Consider the following 23,902-nt stretch of genomic DNA (forward strand, 5'->3'; position numbering starts at 1 on the left):
CCGAGCTAATCTTTGGGTTCCTGCAGTAGCCGCCATTGGCTGGGGCTGACACCAAACGTCTTCTTAAAGGCTCGGCTGAAATAATGGATGTTCTGATAGCCCGTCAGCTTCACGATATCCTGAATGGATAGATTATGATTGGACAAGTGGTTAATCGCCGCGTTCATCCGCAGATGGTTTAAGTACTGGATGGGAGTCATGCCCGTTTTTTGTTTAAAGATCCGGATCAGATAAGAAGAATTGAGATGAATCTGGTCCGCCAGGTCCTGCAGTGTAATATCCTCGCGATAATACGATTCCATAAAGTGCATCAGCAGCTCCAGCGCTTCGTCGACGGAATGGGTAGAGGAACTGTCAGAATTTTGTTTGCCTGCTTGCGGAGTGTACAGCGAATAGGCTACGAGATGGCGCACCAGCATGGTAACCTTAAACATCTCCGTTGATACGAGTTGATTGAGTAAGCCTGAATTTTCGGAGAGCTCCGATTCGAAGTGGTTGCGAATCAGATTCATGGTCTGGAATACGCTCGTTAGTCCATAAGAAGGGACAGAAAGCTGACCCTGCATAGCATTCCAGTGAATGATCTCGTTAAGGTTGGGAAACGGATCATGCTCAATATCCACCTCCATGAACAAGAAGCTGTATTGAGTGGAAAGTTTGATGAGCTGATGAGGCGTATTTGGCGTCAGCAGGAACAAAACCGGTCCGGAAGCCTTGTAGACATAGTTTTGCCAGGACAGCTCTACTTCTCCGGATGATATGTATAGTATTTCATGGTGATAGGGATGGATTCCACCACTGGAATACATCTGGGGGGATGACATCGTAATGTTACCGTGTTTACGTATCAGCATGGCTGACCTCCCATTTGAGATATTCCTCATTTTCTTTTTGAAGATAAAACAACAAGCGAATGCAGTCAATCGAATTTGGACTTGAATAGGGGGTGTTCTGCCCATAAGTCAGTTTTGTATAAAACAAATATAAAATACATGTGACAACATCCACTTTTTTGCAGGTAATAATGGTGAAACAACAAAATTTCGTGCAAATACATTATTTGCATCCAAGTGTATAATTAATTTGCTGGAATGTAAAGGCTTACAAAAAGTATTAAAAGAAGGCCGAAAGACAAAGGGGAGAGGAGGTAAGACATCCATGAAAACTGAATTGGTCGCTCATCATCGACCAAAGGCTGCCCGACGAGGGACTCCATGGAGCAGAATCCGAAAAGGCTGGCAATTGTATGTCATGCTGGCTTTGCCAGTTTTATTTATCGTCATTTTTAGTTATGTACCCATGTATGGAGCGCAGATTGCTTTTAAGGATTTTGTAATCAACAAGAGTATATGGGGGAGCGAATGGGTTGGACTTAAGCATTTCAACCGGTTTATACACTCCTACGATTTTTGGAGACTGCTCCGCAACACGATTTCGATTAGTATGTATAGCTTGCTCGCGGGTTTTCCGTTCCCGATCCTGCTGGCTCTCAGTTTGAACTATGTAGGCAAGACCTGGTTCAAGAAGAGCGTACAGATGATTACGTATGCGCCGTACTTTATCTCGGTCGTGGTAATGGTCGGCATCCTGTTCGAGCTGCTTGACCCGCGCAAAGGGATTGTCAACCACGCCATTACTGCGCTTGGTTTCGAACCCATACAGTTTTTGGCGAAGGCCGAATGGTTCCAGTCGATCTATGTATGGTCGGGCGTATGGCAATTGGTCGGATTTAGCTGCATCATCTATTTGGCTGCTCTGGCCAGTATAGATCCCGCGCTGCACGAAGCGGCAGTCATTGACGGCGCGAACAAGATGCGCAGAATCTGGCATGTCGATCTGCCAGGCATTATGCCGGTCGCCGTCATTTTGCTCATCATTAATATGGGGCATATGCTTGATGTCGGTTATGAGAAAATATTGCTGATGCAAAACTCGCTAAATTTGAGCACCTCCGAGGTGATCGACACTTACGTCTACAAGGTGGCCTTAAATTCGCCGGGCATGAATTATTCGTATTCTACGATGATCGGCCTGTTTAAATCAGTTATCAATCTGACCTTGCTGATTGCCGTTAATGGGATCGCGCGCAGATTGAAGCAAAGCAGTCTGTGGTAACGGGGAAGGAGAAATTGAAGTGGATAATCGGACCATCCGGGAATTAGGCGGAGATCGCTGGTTCACCATAACCAACTACATCATATTAAGCTTGTTCCTGCTGTCAGTGCTATATCCGCTGCTGTACGTTTTAAGCGCTTCCTTTAGCAGCTCGCACGCGATTGTTTCCGGCAAGGTATGGATCTATCCGGTTGATTTTACGCTGGATGGCTACAAAGCGGTATTTAATCATCGGCTAATCTGGTCGGGTTTCCGCAATTCCTTGTTCTATATGGCGGTTGGAACTGCAATAAACGTTGCATTAACCGTGCTGGCGGCTTACCCGCTGTCGCGAAAAGATCTATATGGACGAAATGCGGTTATGTTCCTGTTCGTATTTACCACGATGTTTTCGGGAGGATTGATTCCATTTTATTTGCTCGTTCGCAACATGGGGATGCTGGATACGGTTTGGGCGATGCTGCTTCCCGGCGCCCTTGGCGTATGGAACATGGTTATTACGAGGACGTACTTCCAGACCTCTCTTCCGGATGAATTGCTTGAGGCAGCGCAGTTGGATGGATGCAGCGACTTTTCATTTGTAGCGCGCGTGGCGATTCCGCTGTCGATGCCGGTGCTGGCAGTCATTACATTGTTTTATGCAGTGGGACACTGGAATCAATACTTCAACGCGTTTATTTTTCTGAAAAGTGAAAATCTTTACCCGCTACAAATCGTTCTTAGGGAAATCTTGATTCAGAATAACGTTAATGTCGGTATGCTGGCAACGGTGGTGGATGTGCAAAGCGCGGCGGAGCGCGAAGGACTAAGCAATTTGCTTAAATATTCGTTAATCGTGGTGGCAACGCTGCCGCTGATGATTATTTATCCGTTTGTGCAAAAGCACTTTGTTAAAGGGGTTATGATCGGCTCCTTAAAGGGCTGATGATAATAGTAGACAAACTTTGGAGGAGGGTCTGATTTGAACAAAAAATGGTATACGAGAGGGATGTTGGCATTAGCTGCTACGCTTGCGCTCAGTGGCTGTACGGGTAACGGTAATAACGGTAACGGGGGTAGCGGCAACAATGCGGGAGGAGAGGCAGGGGTCAAGGTGAGCGCGCCTGGCGAATTGCCGATTACAGAAGAGAAAACGACAATCCGTATTATGACTCACTCGAATCCGCTTGTCGAAAATTTCGAGACAAATGAATTCACAAAGTTTCTGGAGGAACAAACGAATATTCACATTGAGTGGGAGATTATCCCTGACAAGTCGGCGTCGGAGAAGCTGGGGCTGGTTCTGGCGAGCGGGGAGGATTTGCCGGATGTCATTATGTCCCTGGCGATGTCGCCTACACAGCAGATGATTTACGGCGGGCTTGGATTGTTTACACCGCTCAACGATCTGATTGAGCAATATGGCGTAGAGACCAAAAAAATGTTCGAGGAGCTGCCGTACCTGGAAGATACGATTAAGGCACCGGACGGAAATATCTATGCTATGCCATCGCCGAATGAAGGCTTCCATGCGATGTATATGCAGAAAATGTGGATCTATCAGCCGTGGCTGGATGAGCTCGGCCTTGCGATGCCGACAACGACCGAGGAATTTTACAACGTGCTCCAAGCGTTTAAGACGCAGGATCCAAACCGTAACGGAAAAGCTGATGAGATCCCGTTCTCAGGCTCGCCGACCGGTTACTTGACACAGGTACACAACTTTTTGATGAATGCGTTTACTTATGCGCCGCATTCTTGGATTACGGTGGACAACGGTAAGGTATCGGTTCCGTACAACAAGCCCGAATGGAAGGAAGGGTTAAAATACTTAAATCGTTTATATGCTGATAAACTGATGGACCCGCAGGCGTTGATGCAGGACGGTAATCAGTTGAAGCAGCTTGGAGAAAATCCGGAAATTCCGATTCTTGGAGCCGTTTCAACGTTGCATATGGGGGAATTTACGCAATTTTTCGGCGAGAGCGGCCGGTGGCTGGATTATGTCGCGGTTCCTCCGCTCAAGGGGCCAGCAGGCTATCAGGTGGCGCCTTACGATCCGTATGGCGTACTTAATCTGGGCAGTTACGTCATCACAAAGGATGCCAGTAATCCGGAGGCGGCGTTCCGCTTATTGGATTACATGTATGAATACGAGGTTTCGAAGCGCAGCGCCACTGGTCGCCCCGGGATCGAATGGGATTACGCCTCGGAAGGCGAGGTTGCCATCGACGGCGGCGCAGCAAAGTGGAAGCCGCTGAAGTCATGGGGCAATGTACAGAACGTGCATTGGAACTTGTCTGGCCCGGTGTTTAACTCGGCGGCAAATCGAATGGCCCAAGCGGACAATCCGGATAATCCGCTGGAGAAAATATTGTATGCCGAAACAAAAGAAAAGTACGCGCCTTATCAAGTTCCGCTGGAACAAATTGTGCCGCCGCTGTATATAACCGACGAACAATCGGCGGAGCTCGCGGATCTGCAGCTCGTTTTGCACAACCGTGTTAACGAGACGATGGCTCGCGCCATTACAGGCGATTTTAATCTGGATAAGGATTGGGACAGTTACGTTAAAAGTTTGGACGATATGAATTTGGCACGTTATCTAGAGTTGTACCAGACCGCCTACGATGCCAAGAAGCAATAAACTGCACGGGGCCGCGCTTGTCCGTTAGATAAAACGGCTGCGCGGCCACAAAGAGACGAGAGTATGGATGGGGGAGCTGTACGGGAATGGAAACGATGAAGACATTGATTATTAAGAACAAGGAAGCGGCGGAAATGGCAGAGGTACCGAAACCGAAGCCGGCAGCGGGGCAAGCGCTCATTAAAGTAAGAGCTGTTACAACTTGTCCGCAATGGGATTTGCATATTTATCACGGCAGGCCGATGTTCGAGCATCATGGACCAGTTCCCTTTCCTTATATGCCCGGCCAGCCAGGACACGAAATGACCGGAGTGGTCGATGAGGTGGGAGAGGGCGTTTCGCTAAAGATCGGGGAAACAGTATGCGCGTGGCGCGATCCGGGTCAGGGCAATCCAGGTTGCTACGCCGAATATGTTCTGATGAACGAAGCTGATTTACTGCCAGTGCCTGAGAGGCTTCACTATACGCAGGTCGTTTCGCTGGAGCTTGCGATGTGTATCGCTAGCTCGATCCTGCGGCTGCGAGAGACGGTTGGCATTGTAGGCAAACGATGTGCTGTTAACGGTTTGGGTCCTGCTGGGATCGTGGCGCTTCAGATGCTGCGCGCGGAGGGTGCGGATACCGTCATCGGTATCGATCCTCTGGAGGCGCGGCGTGAATTAGCGCTCGAACTAGGCGCCTCCGAGGTTTATGGAGCAAACTCCGATGCGCTTACGCCGAGGGGGGAGGACGGAGCCATCGACGTATCCATCGACTGTGTTGGTTATCCTTCGGCGGTCCGCTACTTGATGGACCATACGCAGGAAGCGGTAGCCCTGTTTGCGGTACAAAGAGACGATTATGTTTTGCGGCATGATGGACTCAGTGTCATCGGATATCCTGGACATTACCGAGCAGCTGCCGAATATGCACTTGGCCTAATCGAGGGAGGGAAGCTTGATCTGAGGCCGCTCATTACTTGCGAGATGCCGCTTGCCTCTTACGGGGAAGCCGTTGCGATGCTGCGATCACAGGAAGCGATCAAGATTTGTTTGATACCTTAAACGGAAAGAATGTTGGAATTACGGGAGGTTATGAAATAGATGAAAAAAATAATGACGACTATACTGGTGGCGGTGTTCCTGCTATCTACAACATCGGTCCATGCAGCCGAAAATGGCTGGCAACAGCTAAAGGGCGGACAAATAATAGGGAATGGGGACTGGGTGCCGTTTACATTAACCGACACGGAGAAGGGCTTGCGAATTGAAGGCGGAGGCGGCTATCACTTCTCCGGCAATGCGGCGGGTGCAGTTCTAAACGAAGCGCTTGACCAAAAGGAAGTAACAGTGGAGTTCGAGGTGGATCAAGTAAGCGGATTGAGAAGCGAAGGCGCCGATCATTGGTTCACATTTAATGTGCTCAACCGTCCGTCCTTTTTTAATCTGGACAATCCGGCATCGGCCGAAGGCCTTAATGTGTTCCTCCGGCCCCATTCGGCGGGCAAGCTGGATGTCGAGGTGTTTCTGGTAGCCGGCGAAGCAGGCTGGGTAGGGATCGGCTCCGGGCAAGTTGATTGGGAGAAACGAATCAAATTAGAGTACAAGACGGATGAAGGTGGCAGCAGTCTAATCGTTAACGATCAGGTCATCGAAGCGGATCTCGCACAAATAGCGGGCGAATGGTTCCAGGATGGGCAGGCATATTTCTCCACAGGCGGGTCTACAAAGGGAGATGCAAGGTTCGACTATACGATTTTGTCCGTCAACGGCAGAGCCGCGTCGCTTGAAGGATTGGCTCCTGCGCCGGAACCGACGCCTGAGCCAACTCCTGAGCCAACGCCGGAACCAACCGAGGAGCCAACTCCAGAGCCGACTGTGGAACCGACGCCCGAGCCGACTGAAGTTGCGGCGGTAGAAGCAACTGGCGAGTTGGAGACGAACGATTCGGGCGTCGGAGCTGGCGCCATTGTCCTTTACTCTCTTTTAGGAATCTTAGCGATCGGCATCGTCGTATGGGTGATCCGTAAAAAAAGAAGCAAGGCTTGAGTGTAACGTTGGAAACGGGAGGCTGACATGGAGGAAGACAGACAGTGGAAAGCAAGCTGGATCTGGGCGCAGTCTGGCCAATGGGACGACCGTCCGGGCAATCAAATGCTGTATTGGCGCAAAAGGTTTCAATACGAAACAGATGCTGCACCGGAGGGGAGGCTCTCGATATCTGCGGACAGCCGATATGCGCTGTATGTCAACGGCGTGTGCGCGTCGCGAGGGCCGGCGCGCGGTGATCTGCGGACTCATTATTACGAGACGGTAGACATCTCGTCCCTGCTCCGGCAAGGTGACAATGTGTTGGCGGTGCAGGTGCTCCATTATGTCCAGGGGGCGCCGCATCCATCGGCGATCATCAGTGCTCCTACCGGTGCGCTGATAGTGGAGGGATCCGTTCTTTGCAGCAATGGTGTGGAGCATCGGATCGATACGGATGAATCGTGGTTGTACAAGGTGGATTCCGCTGTGGAATTCATAGCGGAGACACATACATGCGTGGGCGGCGGCGAGACAGTAGAAGGTTCGGAAGTGCCGCATGGTTGGCGAGAAACGGATTATGACGATGGAAACTGGACCAGCGCGGCAAAAATCGGTCCGGCCTATCTGGAGTATGACGGCTTTCTGCAGCCCTGGCAGTTGACGCCGCGCACCATCCCGCCGATGTATGAACGGAAACGGAGCTTCGTGCGAGTGATGCGTGCCGAAGGCGGGACTTGGCAGCTTTGTGTAAAAGCAGAGGCGCATGCGCAGGTCCCGCCAGGCGGGAGGTTGATTGTGGAGTTGGATGCGGGTGAGCTGTCAACGGGCTATCTTCGCTTTGAGGTAGCGGGCGGAGCGGGCGCGCGCATCACGTTTCTCTGCTCGGAGAGCTACGAATCCGAAGAGGGCGCCAAGGGTATACGCGATCAATGCGAAGGCCAAGTGCTAAGAGGCTACCGGGAGCAGTACCGAGTCGCGGGGATAGGCCGCTCAGGCCAAGCGGAGGTGTATGAAACCTTTCTGTTCCGGACGTTTCGTTTCGTGAGACTTGAGATTGAAACGGATGCAGCGGCTTTAACCGTTTTATTGGCGGAGTATATAGATACGGGATATCCGCTGAAGGAAAGAGCGAGGTTCGCTTGCTCGGACGAATCGCTTCTTCCGCTGTGGGAAGTCAGCATCCGTTCGCTGCAGCGATGTATGCACGAAGGCTACTACGATTGTCCTTATTATGAGCAATTGCAATACAGCATGGATACACGTCTGCAGGCGCTGTTTACCTATGTGGTCTCGGGCGACGATCGGTTGGCGCGCAAGGCGCTGCATGAGTTTCACAGCTCGATCTTGCCGAGCGGCATGCTGCTCAGCCGTTATCCGTCTACGCAGCCGCAGGTCATTCCGGGTTTCGCCTTGTACTGGATCATGATGGTCTATGACCATTTGCTCCATTACGATGACGTCGAGCTGGCCGCCCGTTACAGGCCTACCATCGACGCGGTGCTCGACTGGTTTGGCAGAAGGGTCAATGGGCAGGGACTTGTCGGGCCGGCACCGCGGGCCTATTGGTCTTATGTCGATTGGGTCAAAGAGTGGGAGGCGACGCGGGGCGTGCCCATGGATGGCCAGCCGCTGACGGTATACAACTTGATGTATGCGTGTGCACTAGAGCAAGCGGCGGCCATTAACTTCCGTACTGGAAGAGTCGAGACGGCGGAGGAATATCGCATCCGGGCAGCAGCGATCCGGTCGGCAGTGAACGTGCAGTGTTGGTCGGAGACGAGCGGTCTGTACAGCGATATTCCGACTTCTGAAATAACTGTACCGTTTAGCCAGCATGCACAGATTTGGGCGATTCTAAGCGGCGCGGCCGTCGGTGAGCGAGCCGTGCGACTGGCGGAGAAGCTGCTTGTGGAGGAGGGGTTGCTAAAAGCCTCTTATTCGATGTCGTTTTTTCTGTTCCGAGCACTCGCGGCAGCGGGATGTTACGACAGCAGCTATTCGCTCTGGGACAGCTGGCGCGATCAGCTCAAGCTTAATCTGACAACCTGGCTGGAGGATCCCGTATCGCAACGCAGCGATTGCCACGCATGGGGAGCTGTGCCGTTGTATGAATTTACGACCGAGCTGCTTGGTGTCAAGCCAGCGGCCATTGGCGTAAATCGTCTCGTCATTGAACCGCAGCTCTGCGGTCTTGAGTGGGCAGAGGGAGAGGTCGCGACACGTTGGGGGATGGTTGGCGTCAACTGGCAGGTGCTAAACGGCGACAGATTCAGCTTGGAAGTGTCGGGAGCAGATGGGGTGGAGCTGGAAGTGAGATTGCCGGACGGGACGGTTCACTGGTTGACCGGCAAACGAAAGAGTAGTTTGGAGTGTGGTCTGGAGAGGGGTGTGTCATGAACAGTAGAGGCAAAAAATCCGCGAAAGGAGTGATTTCAATCATCCTCTTATTCGGAATGTTGGGTAATGTAATCGTCGGATGCGAGAGCGACAACACGAATGACAAGGCTGGAGCGTCTTCTACCACAGCTGCGGACAACTGGATTCAGGATATAGGCTTTGACAATGGCGCGATGGTTTTTAATCCGATTCAGGGAGCGATGAGAGTCAACGGGAAAATAGATTTTGGCAAAAACATCGAAGGCGAAGTGACGGACTGGATCGTTACGCAGTGGAACTCGCGCAGCGATCTGGCGAAGATGGAGGGCAAGCGCGAGGGTGACCGCTATATCTACGCCAACGAATATAAAACGATTGCCGTCGCCGATGACGGTACGGTTACGCTCGGAGTGGACGCAACCAAAGAATATGACGGTCCGAGAGTGCGTCCGACCGATCCCTGGCTGCATTTGTACCTGGAGCAGCGGTATAAGGAGCCGCGCCGCTTGGAAGGAGACAAGCTTCAGGTTCGCTTCGACGTACGGGTGACAGAGAATGTCAATCTGATGACTAACGCCGAATATAATCCCGATCTGCATGCTTCGATCGCCGTCTTCTATCTGATTTTGAGCGATATGAACGGCAGCGGCCAGTTTATTAATTTCTGTGTGCCGATCGTGGACAATCGCAGCGACATCCCGCACGGAGAGTGGCATATCGACAGCGGCGGAGCTGCGGCAGGCAACACCAATCAGTTGATTTATACGCTTGACGGCAACAAGATCTATGACGGCCCGACCGCAAACGGCGAGTGGCATGAGGTTGATATCGACATCAAGCCTTATGCGGAAGAGGCGTTGGCCATCGCGAAGCAAAACGGGTTCCTGAAGGATGAAACGTATGAGGATTTAGGGCTGTCAGCTATTTATATCGGCTGGGAGACGCCGGGCATATTCCGGAGCTCGATGGATATAAAAAATATGATCATTTCCAATTGAAGCGAGGAGGAACGAACATGAAGCGAATGATTGCATGTGCAATGGCATTATGTCTCACTGTTCCACTGTTTCCGGTATCCTCGGCTGTTGCAGCACCGGCCGAAAGTCTATGGACGAAGCTGGATGGCGGCATCTCTAATGAGACGTATGGGAGATTGCCTTTCGTGGCGGAGGACACGGCGGACGGGATTCGTATCGCTGGCGCAGGCAATTATGATCCCACCGGCCACAGCGCAGGGGTTATTTGGAACCAGCCGGTGGATGTAAGAGATTTCAGCGTCGAATTGCAGCTCGAAAAGGCCAGTTTTCGGGCCTACACGATAAGATCGATTAACGGCAACCCCGTCTCGCTCGGGGAGGAAGAGCAAGTTGACGAAGAGTATACGAGCGGCTGGCTGCGGCTCGCCGGTGGCCTATTAAATGAAGTAGAGGAGAGAGCCCCGTACGAAGCGGTCAATACGGAGGACGGGATCCAAATCAGCGGCCAAGGCAATTATATCCATGAAGGACAAGCGGCAGGCCTAGTGCTGAAAACGCCGCTAGAGCGCAGGAACTTTAGCGTGGGGCTCCAGATCGATGAGATTGCGGGACTGCGGGACAACGGTGTCAGCAACTGGTTTAATGTGAATTTGCTGCACGCGCCCAAATATTTTAGTTTGGGCCATCCCGAGCAAGCCAAAGGGCTGAATTTATTTATCTATCCGAAAAGCAATACGCAGATTCAGGTCGAGGTGTACCGAATCTCGGATCCTCGTCCCGGCGACGATACCTATGATTACAGAACGAACATTCCCGGCTGGGTCGGCATCGGAGGAGCGACGCTGGATGTCGCCTGGAACGAACCGATGCTGATCGAATATGCCGTAGACGACAACGGCGTAGGCAGCCTTACATTAAACGATGAGACGATAGCCTATGATGTCTTCTTGGCAAAAATCGAAGACTCGTGGTTCGCGGACGGCAAGGCGTATTTCTCAACCGGCGCGGCATCGTCTACGGATGGGAATTTTGCGTACACGATTACGGAAGTAAACGGCAAAAACGTTGCCTTATTGCCGCAAGCGGTTATGGATGGCATCGAGCTGTCGCAAGGGACGCTGTCTGCCGAATTTTATCCTTTTGTTACGGATTATACGGCGACTGTAGCAAACACGGTTGAGGAGATAGCAATAACCGCTGAAGCGGAATCAAACGAGGGCTTGCAGCTTGCGATTAACGGCGAAGCAGCGACGGTAGGAGAGCCCGTAACGGCGTCCCTGGAGACTGGCGCGAACCGGATCGAAGTGGAGGCGTCAAAAGCAGGGCATGAAAGCACGACCTATGTCATTACCGTGAGAAGAGAAGCTCCGCCTTCTTCGAATCCGGGCACGGGCGGCGGCTCCCCGGTGCTGTCTTCGAATGTGAATCTGCGCGGTTTGACCGTACAAACATCGAGCGGCGCAGCCGTAAGTCTATCTCCGGCATTCGCTGCCGACAAGCTTTCTTATACAGCCAGCACGGCGAGTGCGGCGGTACAAATTGCGGCGCAGCCAGAGCATGCGGGGGCCAAAGTGTCGATATCGGGCAAGGATGGCGCAAAATCGGATGCTTTAAAGGTCGGATCGAACAGCTTCGATATTACGGTGAAAGCGGAAAATGGCGTGACGAAGTCGTATGGTCTGCTGATCGAGCGAACCAAATCCAAGCAACAAGAGGAGGTGAAACCAGGCAATGGAGCTCCGCAACCTGGAGGAACATCCCCGGTTTCATTTACGGATACAAAAGGACATTGGGCCGAACAAGCGATTGCCGAGGCAGTGAAACGCAATATTGTGCAAGGTTATGAGGATGGCAGCTTCCGTCCGGATGCGGTGATTACGCGGGCGCAATTCGCGGTATTGCTGGCACGGGGCCTGGGGTTGTCCGGAGGAGGAGCGGCGGCGGCGAGCTTCCGCGATGTATCGGCAAGCGACTGGTTCGCAGATTTGCTTAGCGCGGTACTGGAAGCGGGGTTGATTCAGGGTCTTGGCGACGGACGATTTGCACCCGGAGGAAGCTTGACCCGGGAGCAGTTGGCAACACTCCTGGTCCGAGCTTATCAATACGGACAAGGCAAGTCGGGCGTGACTATCGCGAGCGCGGATATTGCAGCCGATGAAGCCAACATCTCGCAGTGGGCGCTTGCCGATGTGCGCGAGGCGCTAAGGCTTGGGCTGATGGTTGGCCGCGGCGACGGAAGGTTTGTACCGAATGGAACGGTTACTAGAGCGGAAACTGTGCAAGCGCTGCTGCGTTTATTCGATAAGCTGGATACGGGCGGAGGCAATTCCGGAGAAAAACCGAAAGAGACAATCAGCGACTGGTCGCAGCTTGCCGGCGGCATTTTGAGCTCCACAAATCAGCGTGGGACAATCTCGATGCAGAACTCGAAGGATGGCATTCAGGTAAAAGGCACCGGGAATTATGATTTTGCGGGCAATGCGGCAGGTGCCGTTCTTCATACACCGGTCAGCATAGACAAGTTTGAGACCGTCATCCGGTTGGACAAAGTGGCGGGCTGGGGCAAAGACGGCGTGGACAGCTGGTTTAACTTTAATTTGTTAAACACGCCTCGATACTTCAGTCTTGGCGATCCATCCAGCACCAAAGGCGTGACGATATTTGTTCGTCCGCAAGCGCCGGATCGATTGGGCGTGGAGGTATTCCGCTTGTCGGAACCGCAACCTGGGGACGAGGGCGACTGGGTGCCAGGCTGGAAGGGCATCGGCGGAGGTACGCTAGACATTCCATGGAACAGCGAGTTGAAGGTGGAATATGGCGTGGAGCAGGGTAATGCTTATCTGCGAATCAATGGACAACTCATCGACAGCGATCTGTCGCAGATCAAGAAGGATTGGTTTTCGGATGGCAAGGCGTACTTTTCGATCGGCGCTGCGGTATCGACGGATGCCGAAGCCGCTTATACAATCCGCTCTGTCAATGGTGTAACAGCGGCACTGAAGCAGGAAGGCGATGAAGAGCCAGCAGGAGAAACAAACGGAACAACCAGCTGGCTGCAACAAGCGCTCAAGCCGATCTGGGAAGGCGATACCGCCTTCGAGGAAACGTTGCTGCTCGTTAGAGATAATGGGCGCATCATCGATCCGAAGCTGCTGTTTAAGCCGCTAAAAGTGATGACCGTAACGAACGGTAGGGGAGACGTCCGGTACGAGGAAGGAAAAGACTGGCGTCTGGAAAATGGACGGCTGGTCGTACCAGCCGGCTCGCGCATGCCGGTAAGCGAAGCAGCCGATTTGTATCCGACGGAATACATCGAAGGCCAAGTGTTTACACGGGTTTCGGGCGGCTACATGCTTTATCGGGAAGGTTCGTACTTCCACGATCGTCAGATCAAAGTGACCTATACGCACAAGGAGGGCGAATGGAAGGGACCATTGCCGACGTATGCAGACGGGACTCTCACTCGTACAATAGCCAAGCTTCGCGAGGGAGAGGATCTCAAGCTACTCTTGTACGGGGATAGCATTTCCGAAGGACAAAATGCAAGCGGTTTGACGGGAGTTGCGCCTTATCTGCCGATCTGGGGCAAGCTGGTGGCCGACGAACTGGATCGGGCGACTGACTCTAAAATCACCTTTGTCAACACAGCGGTAGGCGGCAAGGACGCGGCTTGGGGTCAAGCGGAGGCCGAGACACGAGCGGCGGTGCACAAGCCCGATCTCGCGATTATTGCCTTTGGCATGAATGACGGCACATTTAATGTCACGCCGCAAGCGTTTAAGGCACATATCCGTGCCATAATGGAAACGATTCGCGCAGCCAACCCTGCGACGGAGTTTCTGCTGGTGGCGACGACTCTGCCTAATCCGGACACCGAGTTCTACAAGCAACAGCCGAACTACAAGGCAGTACTGGATCAATTGGCGTCTGAAATGGGCGGGACGGCCGTAGCCGACATGACCGGGGTCCATCGCGAATTGCTGAAACATAAACCGTTCGCTGATACGACGGGCAATCATATCAATCATCCCAATGATTATTTGATTCGGTTGCACGCGCAATACGTGCTGGGCATGTTAATCGAGAGGAGCTAACCAAATGGCCTATAGAGGGGCAATTTTGATAGCATTTGTATTTCTGCTGATGGGAGCCGGCTCGGTAATGGCTGCCGGTCAGCCCTGGCAGAAGCTGTCGGGCGGTACGTTTAATGGCCAGATCATGCCGTTTGAAGCGGTGAGCACGTTAGATGGCCTAAGCATAACGGGCAGCGGAAACTACGATTTTGGAGGAGGAGCGGCAGGCGTGCTGCTCAAGAAGTCGGTTGACCGAAAAAAATTTTCCATGACGATGCGCATCGATAAAGTGGCAGGTTGGGGAAAGGACGGCGTGGATAGCTGGATTAATTTTAATTTGCTGCATGAGCCGCGTTACTTCTCGCTTGGCAATCCGGCGGCCGCCAAAGGTTTGACGGTTTTTATCCGGCCTCGTTCCACGGATTCGCTGGACATCGAAATCTACCGATTGTCCGAACCAAAGCCCGGCGACGAAGGGGATTTCGCACCAGGCTGGAAGGGGATTGGCGGCGGTACGATCAAGGCGATCTGGAACAAGGATATCACATTTGAGATTCGGACCGACGAGAAGGCAGCTGGAGATTTATACATCAACGGCACCAAGATGGACAGCGAGATGGAACAGATTGAGGACAAATGGTTTAAAAACGGGCAAGCGTATTTCTCCATAGGCGCGGCGGCGGGCACTGATACACCGTTTGCGTACACGCTCCGCAGCGTGCAAGGAGCCAAGGCGATGCTGGATACGCCGCCACCTACGGGCAAATATCTGGATACGCCAGGACATTGGGCGGAAAAGTCGATTGAGCGGGCTGCGCTGCAAGGTATCGTGTTCGGTAATACGGACTACACGTTCCGGCCAAATCAGTCGATTACACGCGCCGAATTCGCGGTTATGTTAAATCGGGCGTTGAAATTGCCATCCGCTTCGGCGGGACAGCCTTTCCGCGATGTTGCTGCGGCCAGCTGGTATGCAGCGGATATCTCGAACGCATATGCCGCCGGTCTGGTGCAAGGCGTGGACGAAAATCGGTTTGCGCCGAATGCGGGTATTAGCCGTCAGCAGATGGCGGCGTTCCTGGTGCGGTCATACGCCTACAAGGGTGGAGACCCAAATGAGGGAACAATGGACGCGTCCGCTTTGGCGGATGCCAATCAGGTATCGGCATGGGCGCAGGAGGATGTCGAGCGAGCGGTTGAACTGGAGCTTATGCGCGGCAGAAGCAATGGCATGTTCGCTCCGGATGGGCAAGTGCTTCGTTCCGAAGCGGTGCAGGCATTGCTAAATGTACTGGATGCCATAGAAAAAAGGGGAGGCGGCGGAGAGCCGTCCTCTTCTCCTCCTACGGTAAAAGCGCCGTGGGAGATGGCGACGCTTAAACAGGCGCCAGCTTATGAGCGGGATCCTGCACGTGATGTCGGCAACGTACAGGCCATCTGGTTCGAAGGGCAGCCTTATGAAGGACGGCAGACAAAAGTGTTCGCTTATATAGGGCTGCCGGAAGAAGCGAAGTCCGGCAAGGTTCCGGCTGTCGTGCTCGCGCATGGAGGACTCGGAACCGCTTTTGCCGATTGGGTCAAGCTGTGGAACGACAGAGGGTATGCCGCGATCGCGATGGACCTTGAGGGTAATGTTCCACCTTGGAACGCGGCAAAAGGATCGTATGATCGCCATGAATTCAGCGGTCCTGCCAATCAGGCCGTATGGCGCGATCTTAACAAGCCGGTAAAAGATCAGTGGACCTATCACGCAGTTGCCGATATTATCCTGTCTCATTCGCTGTTGCGCTCGATGCCGGCCGTGGACGAATCACGAATCGGACTTGTCGGCATTTCATGGGGCGGAGTATTGACCTCTATCACATCAGGTGTAGACGATCGTTTCAGCTTTGCCGCATCCGTCTACGGAGCCGGCCATGTCTCCGACTCGCCCAGCTATTTTGGCGATACTTATCGCAGCTGGAACAAGGAGACGCAGCAGAAGTTCGATAGCCTGTGGGAGCCTGCCGCGTATTTGGCGAAAGCCTCCATGCCTATGCTGTGGCTAAACGGGGATGCCGACGAACATTTTCCGCTGAGCGTGTTCTCGCAATCGTATGAGACGGTTCCATCGGATTCGGTGCTAAGCATTCATCATGGCATGACGCACGGACAGGAGCAGGGGATGAGTCCGGAAGAACTATTTGCCTTTGCGGACAGCATAGTAGCTGGAGGCACGCCATTGCCGAAAATCGTTCGCTTTGAGCTTAATGGGAGGCAGCTCAGTATCGAGGCTGCATCTTCTTCGATTGCCGATGCGGAGCTTTACTACACAACGAAAGCGGCTAATGAGCTAAAGCCGCAGTGGACAAAAGTGAGTATGGATGCCGGTGCGGACGGCAAAACGTTTGCGGCACAATTGCCTGCGGAAGCAAAAGCTCATTATATCAATTTGATTGACAAGAAGGGTCTTATCTCCAGCACTCCGTTGCAGGACGTTAAGACTTCCGGCGTTCGGATCAGCAGCGCTGTGACATCGGTAGAATGGCAGACTTTAGAAGGTGGTATTTTGAACGGCGCGCGAGCGCCGTTTTCTGTAACTGATGAAGATGACGGCATTGCGATTACAGGCCAGGGAAATTATGATTTTGCAGGCCATGCTGCGGGCATTGTTCGAACGGAGGCTGTAGACCTCGGTCAGTTCGCGGTCGATCTAAGACTGGATCAGGTTGCGGGTTGGGGGAGCGAGGGGACGGACAGCTGGATTAACTTCAATTTGTTGAACCAGCCGACCTATTTTAAGCTGGGCGCGCCATCCGCAAGCAAAGGCTTGACGGTATTTGTTAGACCTTATAGTGCCAATCGTCTGGATATCGAGGTTTATCGTCTGTCGGAGCCGCAGCCTGGAGACGAGAACGATTGGGTGCCAGGCTGGAAAGGGATCGGCGGAGGCAGTCTTGTTGCAAGCTGGAACACACCGCTTCGCTTCGAGGTCCGCACCGACGCTTTGGGAGAGCGTACGCTGTATGCGAACGGAACGCCAATAAGCGCGGATCTGTCTCAAATCGACAACAGCTGGTTTGTAAATGGCGATGCTTATTTTTCTATTGGAGCAGCTGCGTCAGGCGCGAATACTTTTGGTTATAGGCTGTTGAGCGTCGATGACCGTCCTGCGCTGCTGCGCTCTGCCTTTTATAACTGGAGTCGCTTGAAGGGCGGCATGCAAAACGGATTGTGGGCTCCGTTTGAGGCGGAGGAAGCCAGTGAAGGCATAGTGGTCACAGGGCAGGGCAATTACGATTTTACTGGTCATGCGGCGGGACTCGTATTAAATAGGAAGCTTCCGTCCGAACGTTTCGCCGTCGAGGTTATGTTAAGCGAGGTGCCAGGCTGGGGCAGCCAGGGCATAGACAGCTGGCTGAGCTTGAATTGGCTCAGCAGCCCCTCCTTTTTTCGGTTAGGAGATCCAGGCAGCGTCAAAGGATTAAACATATTTATTCGTCCGTATAGCGAGGATCGTCTGGATATCGAGGTATACCGGATTTCGGAGCCGCAAGCGGGAGATGAGCAAGACTGGGTGCCCGGCTGGAAGTGGATCGGCGGAGGCTCGATCAGCGCGAATTGGAATGACCTGCTGCGCTTCGAATACGGCCGTAATGCTGCCGGGACGCGTTTCCTGACGGTTAACGGCCAGCCGATTGCCGCTTCCACGGGGCTGGATCAGATTATGGACAACTGGTTTAGCGGAGGCAAGGCATATTTTTCGATCGGGGCCGCAACAGCTTCCAGCAATCCGTTTCAATATCGATTACTGTCCATCAACGATATCGGAGTCGGCATCGACTCATTGCCGGAGTCGACAAATTGGCTGCTGGATCCGGAGTTTGCCCAAGGAGCACAAGTGTATCATCCCGCACAAGGCGGCGTGCAGGTGACGGGGGTTGTTGATTTCGGCAAGGATATCTACGGCTACACGCCCATATGGAATTTTTCGCAGTGGAATTCAAGGAGCGATCTCGCTTCTATTGCCGGCGTGCGGGCCGGCAGTCGATATCTATACAGCAACGCGTACAAGACGGTTGCGCTCGACGACGACGGCACGCTCGAGCTGTCCGTAGATGCGGGACTTGAATATGACGAGCCGCGAGACAGTGTGTCTGACCCGTGGCTGCATCTCTATCTGGAGCAGCGCATCGGCTCGCCGCGTTCCTTATCGTTAAATCACGATCTCAATGTCAGGTTCGATACAAGGATTACGGAGATGCAGTCGTTGATGAATCCGGTCGATTACAATCCGGCTTATCATGCGGCAATGGCGGTCGTGTATCTTATTTTAAATGACAGCGGAGGCAGCGGCGATTTTATTAATTTCGGGATACCGATCTTTGACAGCCGTTATACATATGTCCCGGCTTCGTGGCATATCGACAGCGGATTTCATCCTTCGGGCGATACTCATCAGTTGATTTATACACTCGGAGCGTCATCGATTTATAACGAACCGACAGGCAATGGCAATTGGCAGTCGGTTGATCTGGATCTCAAGGCATCGATACTGGACGCGCTAACGGTAGCCAAAAATAATGGGTTTTTGACGGATGTCGCCTATGAAGAGCTTGAATTGTCCGCTGTCTACATCGGCTGGGAGGTTCCTGGCATCTACAAGGCAGGCATGCAGATTAAAAATTTATCCATCACGGAAGTTTAACGGATGCAGGGAGAGAGGAACAGGTTATGAAAGGAAAAGCGGTAGTATTCGATGATCGGCTAAAGGTGCAAGTGAGAGAGGTTGAGCTGCCCGAACCGGGACCGCAGGACGTCGTCATCGACGTTAAGGTGTCGTGGATCAGCAACGGAACGGAGTCGTCGTTTTTAAGGGGGGAGCGGCTCGGCGGAGATACTCCGTATGTGACTGGAGCCGCATGGCCATTCCCGATCGTTGCTGGCTATCAAAAGACGGGGAGGGTTCGTTCGGTCGGTGCCGAAGTGACGGATTTTTCTCCCGGAGACCATGTGTTTGCAACGTTAAGCAAGGTAAACGGAATGTTTGATCCGATGGCTGGTCATGTGAGTCCCGCCATTACGCCGGCGGATCAGGTATGGAAACTGCCAGAAGGTGCGGATGGTACGGCGTTTAGCGGCACGGTGCTGGCGCAAGTCGGCTACAATTGCGGGATGCGGCCCGCCGTGTCACCCGGCAATTGCGCGATTGTACTTGGTGACGGGATGGTTGGTCACTGGACTGCACAGACGCTGCTGCACCGCCAGGCAGACGTATTGGTGGCGGGCAAACACGATTATCGGCTGCAGATGCTGGCCAGCGGGTTAAAGGGGAAAAATATTACCGTTAGCCCGCTCAGGACTGCGGCGACGGAGTTTCTAAAGGGCAGGGGGGTAGCCATAATCGTCGATACGGTAGGCGATCTCGGCGCCGTAGACGAGCTGCTGCCTCTGCTCGAACGTAATTCGTATTTTGTATCTGCCGGTTTTTACGGCCGAGCCGGATCCTTTGATATACAGAAGCTGCGAAATCAGGAAATTACGCTCCAGGCACCTTCCGGATGGACGCGCGGAAGGATCAATGAAACGATTGCCGGGATACACGACGGTTGGCTGAATACGCAGTCGCTTGTGACGCATCGTTTTCCAGTTGATCAAGCGGCCGACGCTTGGCGCCTCATAGCGGATCGAACAGAACCACATCTTGGAGTAGTGTTGGACTGGTGAAAAATAAACAAAATAATAAATCCATTGGAGGAAGTAAAATGACCTTTGCAGGATATGCCGTAATATTGTCCAATCTCGGCTCGAGTTCGGACCGTTTCGTCCCGACGGGCTACGGGGATCGTTATACGATCGAGCAGCTATTTGAAAGAGCGGCTCAAATTCCCCAAGTCGGGGCAGTCGAGCTGGTTGGCACTTGGCATGTGACCGAAGGGAACGTAAGGCAGCTAAAGGATTGTCTGGACAGAACCGGGCTCAAGCTGGCCTCCATTATTCCGGATCATTTTGGCCAACCAAAGTGGAAAAAGGGAAGTTTTGCATCCAAGGAGGCGTCCATACGCGCCGAAGCGATTTCGCATACGAAGGAAATGGCCGATGTTGCGGTGGAACTCGGGTGTGATCTGCTTTCGTTATGGCCGGGACAAGACGGTTACGATTATTTATTTCAGTCGGATTATGTGCAGGAGCGGCAATGGTTCGTAGAGGGGATCCGGGAAGCAAGCCAGCATCGCAGCGATGTGCGCTATAGCCTGGAGTACAAAATCAAGGAACCGCGTACGCACGGCCTGCTCAGTACGGCTGCAAACGCTCTGCTGATCGCGCAGCAAGCGGGAGGAGACAATGTGGGCGTAACGATTGACTTTGGTCATTCGCTTAACGCTTACGAGACGCCAGCCGAGGCGGCCGCTTTGCTGCAGCAATACGGCGGCAAGCTGTTCCATGTCCATATGAACGACAACTATCGTCATTGGGACGATGATATGATTGTAGGCAGCGTGCATACGATCGAGACGCTAGAGTTCTTCTATTGGCTGCGGCGCCTGGGCTACCAAGGCTGGTTGTCCATCGACCAGTATCCATATCGCGAGGACGGTCTGGCTGCGGTACGCGAGGGTGTGCTGGCGATGGAGGCTTTTAACCGTCTGCTTGATTCCATACCTTCTGGTGAGCTGGAGGGAATTATAGCAAGGGGCGAGGCTACAGAGTCGACTGTCTATTTGCGAAACTTGCTGCTCCGTCCGATTACTTAGTATTATCTCGTTCGGAGATCATATTAAAAAAGTAGGCCTCTACCTTTACAAAGGAATAGAGGTCTTCTTGCTGTCTAGCTGTCACTATTTCTTGTCACTATTTCTTGTCATTATTTCCCGAATGATGTTACTCTTTTGTAACTCTCTAAATCTATTCTTCCGATAAGATTAAACTATCAGCAGATTAGAAGGTGAGAAGGATGGACAGGACAAAAAAACGTCGTCGTCGGAGATTGGTTCTATTAATGGTTATTGTGGCGGTTTTCTTCTGGGTTGCCGGCTGCGCGGCAGGGAGATCGATGTCGATGGGGATGTCGGCAATCATCCCGTCCGTCGTCAAAGGCGGAGAGACGATCCAAGGCGGAACGGCTTCAGGCTCGGGTAACGGAGGCGGAGGGGCAGCGGATCAGGACGGTACGTTGACCGGCGTCGGAGGCTCCGGAGACCAGGGCGGCTCTGGCGAGCCGCAAAACGGGCATGGAACGGGAAGCGGAAGTCAGAGCGGCTCCTCCGGCAACGGCAGCTCGGGAGGAAGTGCGGGCAACGGTGGCGATAATGCCGGCGGCAACGGAACAGAAGGAGCAAACGGCCAAAACGGCAATGGTGACGGAGGAAAGAATGGCAGCACGGGCACTGGTGCGGGAATCGGAGCAGGTAACGGTAATGGCTCCGTTAACGGAGGGACTGGCTCCGGCAATTCCGGAGGCAAACCTGGCGAAGGCGCCAATGCCGGCGGTCAGCCGGATAAACCGTCCGTTCCGGCAGAGCAAGGAAATAGCGATAATGGCAAGAAGCTGGTGGCACTCACTTTCGACGACGGTCCTGATAAAAAATATACGACGGCGATTTTGGATATTTTGAAGGAAAAAGGGGTCAAAGCGACGTTCTTTGTCGTTGGCCAGCAAGTGAAGTTGTATCCCGAGGTGCTGCAGCGCATTGCGGACGAAGGACATACGATCGGCAATCATTCGCAAAATCATAAAGATCTCAAGAAACAAGAGAAATCGGTCATCCTGGAGCAGATTAATAAAACGGATGAGGCGATCAAGGAAGTGCTCGGCGAGAAGCCGATATGGTTCCGGGCTCCATACGGGTCGATGTCGGATACGGTAAAGCAGATTCTTAAAGCGCAAGACCGGGTGCACACGGGCTGGACGGTGGACACGAGGGATTGGGCGGGTACTTCTCCCGCCGACATGCGTCAGATGATTATTCAAGACACGAAGCCTAATGGTATAATATTAATGCATTCATTCGGAAGCAAGCATATTAAGAATACGGTCGAGGCGCTGCCGGGGATTATCGACGACCTGCATAAGTTGGGTTACACGCTCGTTACGGTGGACGAACTGCCTTGACCCTTGAACAACCTTTAGAAATACGTGTCAACCTCTAGAAATACGTGTCAACCTCTAAAAGAGAAGAAGGAGATCATCAGCTATGCCGCATGCCAGCCAGACTTCTCCAACTGCATACCGCGAGAGCGCTACGAGCAAAGGAGCCGTAAGCATTTCCCGAAAATCCGGCGGCGGCAGCTTGAAGGTATTCATGAGGCTGATGCCTCTGGGAGCGATGTTAAGCTTGCTGATGCTTGCCGGCTGCCAATATACGGCGGCTCCTGCAGATCTGCTGCTGAAGCCGGAAATCGGCGAGGACAAGGAGCAACTGCTCGCAGCTGTGACGAAGGCGTTGCCGGAGTTCAGCATTCTTATGCTGCCGCATAGCAACGATGTCATGGAAGCGGTCCGATTAATCGATCTGGATGGAGACGGCAAAAACGAAGCGGTCGTTACCTACTACAATGAATACAGCTCGCCGGAGATTATGACGCTGCGTCATACGGACAATGGCTGGCGGCAATGGCTGCTCGTCCAGCAGCCTCTTGCTCGCGAGATGACTTGGCTGAGCATCATAGATATGGATGGAGACGGCGTCATGGAGCTCGCGGTAGGCTGGGCAGGCGCGTTCGACAGTCCATCGATGCTGGAGATGTATTCCTTCTCGAACAAGGCGGCGCGCAACGATAAGGGGAAGCTGACGATGGTGCCGGCAGCCTCATTGCCGTTTAGTCTCGCCGATACATCGGATCTTAATCGCGACGGCAAGCAGGTGCTCGCGGTTATAAGCGGAACCTCCTTCTCCGGCACGACGGCGGAGCTCATCATGCCCGTCTTTCAATTGGCCGTCTACACTTGGGAAGACGGAAAGCTAGCATCAAGAGCCAAGACAACGCTGCCGGAAGGCGTCAATCTGTTCGAGCGCATAAAGATGGGGAGCATCTCTCCACGCCATCAAGGGATACTGCTGGAGGGCGGCACTGGCGCGCACAGCATGCTCACTTATATGTATGCCTGGAACGGGCGCGATCTGTCGCTTGTGTTCCCGACGCCCGAGCAGGAAAAGTTGGGCTACGGCTTTGCCGGCAAGCCAACGGTCAGCCGCGATATGAACGGCGATGGTATCATCGAGCTTCAGCGGACATGGGAGGCCCCGGGACAAGAGGGCGTCCCTTATTCCGATTCGTTGTGGATAACGGAGTGGCTGCAATGGGACGGCAGGAACGAGTTCCGGAAGATAGCAGAGCAATATTTAGACGAGAGCTACGGTCTGCTTCTCGACATTCCTGAGGCTTGGCAAGGGAAGTACACGCTGGAGAAACCGCCAAGAGCAAGCTATGGAGTCGTCACGCTGCAATATTACAATCCGGACACGGCGGAGAGGGCCGATCTCGTCTCCATCCATGTCGTACCGAAAAACCAATGGGATGGCGTGGAGCATGTATGGCGGGAAGAGAAGCGGACCTTCCGAACGCTTGGCACGTACGGGGGCAACCTATATGCGGCAGTATTGTACGATGAAACGCTCGGCGACGCGACTTCATTAACTGCGCATTCCAGGGCGGAGGCCGAGGAGATGCTAAAAGAGAAGGAGCAGTTTCTGGAGCGGCTTCGGATCGATTTCTCGGAATAGCAGAGAAAGGGGGGGGAATATC

At 53.1% G+C, this 23,902-nt stretch carries 14 protein-coding genes; 13 read left to right on the forward strand and 1 reads right to left on the reverse strand.

Annotation, left to right across the window (positions count from 1 at the left end; all coding sequences use genetic code 11):
- Positions 1-5 precede the first annotated feature (5 nt).
- On the reverse strand, positions 6-854 hold the full coding sequence (locus PAT3040_RS24425) for an AraC family transcriptional regulator (RefSeq protein ID WP_181376807.1): 849 nt from the start codon (positions 852-854) through the stop codon (positions 6-8).
- 304 nt (positions 855-1,158) lie between these two features.
- Between PAT3040_RS24425 and PAT3040_RS24430 the strand changes: the two genes are divergently transcribed.
- From PAT3040_RS24430 to PAT3040_RS24490, 13 genes are all read left to right on the forward strand, one after another.
- Positions 1,159-2,115: an ABC transporter permease gene (locus PAT3040_RS24430; RefSeq protein ID WP_108994726.1), complete on the forward strand. Its 957-nt coding sequence runs from the start codon at positions 1,159-1,161 to the stop codon at positions 2,113-2,115.
- A 19-nt stretch (positions 2,116-2,134) separates the two neighbouring features.
- On the forward strand, positions 2,135-3,040 hold the full coding sequence (locus tag PAT3040_RS24435; RefSeq protein ID WP_108994727.1) for a carbohydrate ABC transporter permease: 906 nt from the start codon (positions 2,135-2,137) through the stop codon (positions 3,038-3,040).
- A gap of 36 nt (positions 3,041-3,076) precedes the next feature.
- Positions 3,077-4,741 (forward strand): ABC transporter substrate-binding protein, encoded by a 1,665-nt coding sequence (locus tag PAT3040_RS24440; RefSeq protein WP_258235135.1) that lies wholly within the window; start codon positions 3,077-3,079, stop codon positions 4,739-4,741.
- An 86-nt stretch (positions 4,742-4,827) separates the two neighbouring features.
- Positions 4,828-5,784: a zinc-dependent alcohol dehydrogenase gene (locus PAT3040_RS24445; RefSeq protein WP_108994728.1), complete on the forward strand. Its 957-nt coding sequence runs from the start codon at positions 4,828-4,830 to the stop codon at positions 5,782-5,784.
- Positions 5,785-5,823: 39 nt separating this feature from the next.
- Positions 5,824-6,768: a hypothetical protein gene (locus PAT3040_RS37380; RefSeq protein ID WP_108994729.1), complete on the forward strand. Its 945-nt coding sequence runs from the start codon at positions 5,824-5,826 to the stop codon at positions 6,766-6,768.
- A gap of 27 nt (positions 6,769-6,795) precedes the next feature.
- Positions 6,796-9,147, forward strand: coding sequence for an alpha-L-rhamnosidase-related protein (locus tag PAT3040_RS24455; RefSeq protein ID WP_108994730.1), 2,352 nt, complete (start codon positions 6,796-6,798; stop codon positions 9,145-9,147).
- Entirely contained in the window at positions 9,144-10,124 is a 981-nt protein-coding gene (locus PAT3040_RS24460; protein ID WP_108994731.1) for a hypothetical protein, read from the forward strand. The genes PAT3040_RS24455 and PAT3040_RS24460 overlap by 4 nt, the downstream gene beginning before the upstream one ends.
- A 17-nt stretch (positions 10,125-10,141) precedes the next feature.
- Positions 10,142-14,197 (forward strand): S-layer homology domain-containing protein, encoded by a 4,056-nt coding sequence (locus PAT3040_RS24465; RefSeq protein WP_108994732.1) that lies wholly within the window; start codon positions 10,142-10,144, stop codon positions 14,195-14,197.
- A 4-nt stretch (positions 14,198-14,201) separates the two neighbouring features.
- Positions 14,202-18,863 (forward strand): S9 family peptidase, encoded by a 4,662-nt coding sequence (locus PAT3040_RS24470; RefSeq protein ID WP_108994733.1) that lies wholly within the window; start codon positions 14,202-14,204, stop codon positions 18,861-18,863.
- A gap of 26 nt (positions 18,864-18,889) precedes the next feature.
- Entirely contained in the window at positions 18,890-19,882 is a 993-nt protein-coding gene (locus tag PAT3040_RS24475; protein ID WP_108994734.1) for an alcohol dehydrogenase catalytic domain-containing protein, read from the forward strand.
- Between the two features lie 38 nt (positions 19,883-19,920).
- Positions 19,921-20,910, forward strand: a complete 990-nt coding sequence (locus PAT3040_RS24480; RefSeq protein ID WP_108994735.1) for a sugar phosphate isomerase/epimerase family protein — start codon at positions 19,921-19,923, stop codon at positions 20,908-20,910.
- Positions 20,911-21,110: 200 nt separating this feature from the next.
- Positions 21,111-22,268, forward strand: a complete 1,158-nt coding sequence (locus tag PAT3040_RS24485) for a polysaccharide deacetylase family protein (protein ID WP_108994736.1) — start codon at positions 21,111-21,113, stop codon at positions 22,266-22,268.
- A gap of 82 nt (positions 22,269-22,350) precedes the next feature.
- The gene (locus PAT3040_RS24490) at positions 22,351-23,880 is read left to right on the forward strand and encodes an FG-GAP repeat domain-containing protein (protein ID WP_108994737.1); all 1,530 of its coding nucleotides are present in this window, start codon (positions 22,351-22,353) and stop codon (positions 23,878-23,880) included.
- The last annotated feature ends 22 nt before the right edge of the window (positions 23,881-23,902 follow it).

This window comes from Paenibacillus agaridevorans (assembly GCF_003112455.1).
Taxonomy (GTDB): Bacteria; Bacillota; Bacilli; order Paenibacillales; family Paenibacillaceae; genus Pristimantibacillus; species Pristimantibacillus agaridevorans.